Annotated in this window: 2 protein-coding genes; both read right to left on the bottom strand. The window is 54.0% G+C overall.

The annotated features are described in order from the left end of the window. Positions 1-941 (bottom strand): dihydroorotate dehydrogenase-like protein (locus ACETWG_01080; GenBank protein MFB0515181.1); only part of this gene is annotated, 941 nt, incomplete at its 3' end. Further along, a complete protein-coding gene (gene nifJ, locus ACETWG_01075; GenBank protein ID MFB0515180.1) occupies positions 941-4567 on the bottom strand; it encodes a pyruvate:ferredoxin (flavodoxin) oxidoreductase in 3627 nt (1208 codons plus the stop codon). The genes nifJ and ACETWG_01080, both read right to left, overlap by 1 nt. Positions 4568-4854: the final 287 nt, after the last annotated feature.

The following is a 4854-nucleotide window of genomic DNA, read 5'->3' as shown; positions in this document are numbered from 1 at the left end:
TTCTGGCGGCTCATGGAACCCTTCAGCTGCTGAACTGACTCGTATTCAAACTCTTCCATCCACTCTTCCACACCTTTGATAAGGGTGCGGATATATCCGGGTCCTTCGCTGAGCAGGGCCGAGGCTGTCATGGTAACGTCGGCACCGGCCATGAGGTATTTCAGGACGTCGGTGGCGGTATGCACACCGGTGGACGCCGCCAGGCTGCACGAGACGGTACCATGGAGAATGGATATCCATCGCAGCGGCAGACGGAGCTCTTCCGAAGTACTCAGCTGCAGATTGGGCACCACTTCCAGTTTTTCCAGGTCGAGATCGGGCTGATAGAAGCGGTTGAACAGTACCAGGCCGTCGGCCCCGGCCTTCACCAGTTCCTGGGCCATATGGGCCAGGGCACTTATGAAGGGGCCCAGCTTCAAGGCCAGCGGCAGCCTGATGGCTTGCCGAACCGATTGGAGTACATCCAGGTACATCTGCTCCACTTCCCTGCCGGTGGTGGCAGGGTCGGCGGCAATGTAGTAGATGTTCAGCTCCAGGGCATCAGCACCGGCCTCTTCGATCCTGCGGGCGTATTCCACCCACCCGCCGGCCGTTGATCCGTTCAGACTGGCGATGATCGGAATATCAGTCTGCTCCTTGGCCTGACGAACCAGTTCCAGGTAGCTCTCGGAGTTGAGACGATATTCTTCGTGCTCCGGGAAGTACGTGAGCGCTTCAGCGAAGGCCTGGGTACCGTAGGAGGTATAGTGCTCCAGCTCCAGCGATTCATGGGTGATCTGCTCTTCAAAAAGAGAGTGCATCACAATGGCCGGTGCGCCGGCATCCTCCAGCCGTTTGATGGTCTCCAGCTGTTCGGTCAATGGTGATGCTGAGGGCACTATTGGGTGCCGCAGCTCAAAACCCAGGTAGGTGGTTGTCAGGTCCATGGCTGTATCACTCATCAGGCTGCCGTCGGTTGAGCGGCGGTGTCGGCCACAGGCTTGCCATCATCGGTCTTATCACCTCGGTCACCCTTCTGCCACGGCCGGGCCAGGTCCTCATAGAAACGCCACCTGGCCTGGATGCCGGCCTTCGCCCGGGACATGAGCTGTTTGGCCCTCTCAGGGTCAATCTTGGTGAGCATTTTGAAGCGCGTTTCCCGATAAGCGTATTCCTCGTAGGGAATCCTGGGCGGCTTGGAATCGAGTACGAGCGGATTTTTCCCTTCCGCTGCCAGGCTGGGATTATAACGGTAAAGAGGCCAATAACCCGATTCCACCGCCAGGGCCTGTTGTTCCATCCCCTTGGCCATATCAATGCCATGGGCGATGCAGTGGCTGTAGGCGATGATCAGCGAAGGTCCCGGATGGGCTTCCGCTTCGAGGAAGGCCCGCACCGTCTGGGCGTCCTTGGCCCCCAGCGCCACGTTTGCCACATAGACGTGGCCGTAGCTCATGGCCATGAGCCCCAGGTCTTTCTTCAGGTGTGGTTTACCACCAGCGGCAAACTTGGCCACAGCACCCATAGGAGTGGCCTTACTCATCTGGCCGCCGGTATTGGAATAGACTTCCGTATCCAATACCAGAATATTCACATCTTTGCCGGAGGCTATTACATGATCCAGGCCGCCGTATCCAATGTCATAGGCCCAGCCATCCCCACCTATCACCCAAACACTGCGCTTTATAAGAAAATCGGCTATAGACAGTAGGCGCTTAGCTTCCGGGGAATCCATCCCGTTCAGCTTCTCCTTCAGGACTGCCACCCGCTGGCGTTGCTCATGGATACCTGGTTCATTCGACTGATCAGCGTTGATCAATTCCTCCACCAGCTGCTCTCCCAGCTCACCGGCCAACTGCTGAAGCAGCTCTACCGCCTGGGTCCGTTGTTTGTCAATGGAGAGCCGGAAACCGAGACCGAACTCGGCATTGTCCTCAAACAGGGAATTAGCCCAGGCAGGACCGTGCCCCTCCGCGTCTATTGCCCATGGTGTGGTAGGTAAATTCCCTCCATAGATAGAAGAACAACCCGTGGCGTTGGCGATAACAGCACGATCACCGAATAGCTGGCTCACCAGCTTGACGTAAGGGGTCTCACCGCAGCCGGAGCAGGCCCCGGAAAACTCAAACAGAGGTCGCAACAGCTGCGATCCTTTCACCGTATGGACATCGGCCCGGGTGCGGTCAAAGTCAGGCAAGGAAAGGAAGAAGTCAAAATTGGCCTTTTCCTGCTCCCGGATCGGAAGGACGCTGGCCATGTTGATGGCCTTTTTCCCCACCTCTGACTTGTTTTTCACCGGGCAGACCTCCACGCAGAGGGTACAACCGGTGCAGTCTTCTGGCGCTATCTGAAGGGTATAGACCTCGTTCTCGCCGAATTCCTTGCCCCGGGCGCTGGCATGCTTGAAAGTGGGCGGTGCCCCGTCCAGTAGGGCCTGATTGTAAACCTTGATCCGAATTACTCCATGGGGGCAGACAAGTGAGCACTTATTGCATTGGATGCAGATGGCTTCATCCCACACTGGAATCTCCAGCGAGATATTGCGTTTCTCCCATTGGGTGGTGGCGGTAGGCCACGTTCCATCAACGGGAAAGGCGCTCACCGGAAGGGTATCGCCCTCCCCCGCCAGTATTCGGGCCGTAACCTTTTTCACGAAGTCCGGCGCGCCATCAGGGACCACGCGCATGGTTTCCACCGGACGCGATGCCTCACTGGGAACTTCCACCTCATATAGATGTGCCAGGGTTTCATCCACCGCCTTGTAGTTCATCGCCACGACTGCTTCACCCTTGGCACCGTATGTCTTACGGATAGTTTCTTTGATTTTGGCAATGGCTTCATTCTTTGGCAGGATACCGGATATTGCGAAAAAACAGGTTTGCATAATGGTATTGATGCGACTTCCCATGCCGGTACCCCGGGCGACCTGATAGGCATCGATTACGTAAAATTTGAGCTTCTTATCGATGATCGCCTGTTGAACCCGGCCCGGCAGATGAGACCACATCTCCTCCCGGGGATAAGGGCTGTTCAGCAGTAAAGTGGCTCCTGGCACGGCATTCTTGAGAACGTCAAAACGTTCCAGAAACTGATATTGATGGCAGGCTACGAAGTTGGCTTGATTAATTAGATAAGTGGAGTGGATGGAATCCGGCCCAAAGCGCAGATGGGAGACAGTTTGTGCACCGGCTTTCCGAGAGTCATAAACGAAGTATCCTTGAGCATTAAAGTCGGTCTCTTCACCAATGATCTTAATGGAGTTTTTATTTGCACTCACCGTGCCATCGGCCCCCAGCCCGAAAAACATTCCCCGGAAAACATTGTCCTTTTCCGTATTGAAGGTCGGATCGTATTCCAGGCTGCTATGCGAAACGTCGTCCTCAATGCCAATGGTAAAGTGATTTTTAGGCTGATCTTTACCCAGTTCATCAAAGATACCCTCGACCATGGCCGGAGTGAATTCCTTAGACGACAACCCATACCGGCCACCAACGATCAATGGGCGTTTAGACATGGGCAAAGCACCATTTTCAGCAGCCTCATTGAATATTCCTACAACATCCAGATAAAGAGGTTCGCCGGCACTGCCGGGTTCCTTAGTGCGATCAAGGACCGCGATCTTCTGCACGGTGGATGGCAGGGCTTTCACCAACGCAGTACCATCAAACGGGCGATAAAGCCTTACTTTAAGTATACCTACCTTTTCACCGCTAATGCTTAGATAATCAACCGCCTCATGAGCAGCTTCAGCACCGGAACCCATTAAAATGATAACCCGTTCAGCATCAGGGGCACCTACGTAGTCGAAAAGATGATAGCTGCGCCCGGTCAGCCGCGCAAAGCGGTTCATCGCTTGTTGGACAATCTCCGGCGCAGCTTGATAATACGGATTCACCGTTTCCCTTACCTGGAAGAAAACATCTGGATTCTGTGCCGTTCCGCGCAATACAGGCGCATCCGGATTCAATGCCCGGGCACGGTGGGCATGGATCCATTCCTCCTTGACCATGGCTTTCATTACTTCGTCAGTCAACTCTTCAACCTTCATGACTTCATGGGAGGTACGAAAGCCATCGAAAAAGTGCAGGAAGGGTATGCGGCTTTCCAGACTGGCAGCCTGGGCTATGAGTGCTAAATCCATCACTTCCTGGATGGACCCGCTGGCCAGGATGGCAAATCCGGTACTCCGGGTGGCCATAACATCACTGTGATCGCCGAAAATGGACAGGGCATGGGACGCTACCGAACGAGCCGAGACATGAAAAACAGTGGGCGTCAACTCACCGGCGATCTTGAACATGTTCGGGATCATAAGGAGTAATCCCTGAGAGGCGGTGAAGGTGGTGGACAGCGAACCGGTTTGTAGGGCGCCATGCACGGCGCCAGAGGCTCCCCCTTCACTCTGCATTTCCATAACTACCGGCACTGTCCCCCAAATATTGGGTCTCCCGGAGGCTGACCAGGCATCGGCCCACTCCCCCATCGGCGAAGAGGGGGTTATGGGATAGATGGCACAGACTTCATTCGTTTTGTAAGCCACATGCGCTGCAGCTTCGTTCCCATCAATGATCACCATTTTGGGTTCCATCGTTAAATATTCCTTTATTTGTGATCAAGAATTTGATGCTTCAATAATTAGCTTTTCTTTTGGCCTGGACTAGACAAAACCTCGTGATTCTAACTGATCTAAAAACATATTAATTTAAAAAAATAAGACCCACTTCTCCATATTTAAGACCAGTCAGAGGGACATTCAAAAGAAGAGCTCGACGTTGTTTTCTGCCGCATACCAGTCGGACTATTAATACAGCTGGGAGGCCGTAATAAGTCAGTTAGGCCATTGGCAGGGTCTTGAAATACCCCAGATACCGTCGA

The sequence above is a fragment of the Candidatus Neomarinimicrobiota bacterium genome, assembly GCA_041862535.1.
Taxonomy (GTDB): domain Bacteria; phylum Fidelibacterota; class Marinisomatia; order SCGC-AAA003-L08; family TS1B11.
This window is presented reverse-complemented; position numbering and strand designations above follow the sequence as displayed.

Bases quoted from the DNA above. Each gene is read 5' to 3' on its own strand.
- nifJ (MFB0515180.1), bottom strand. From the start codon at position 4,567: ATGGAACCCAAAATGGTGATCATTGATGGGAACGAAGCTGCAGCGCAT.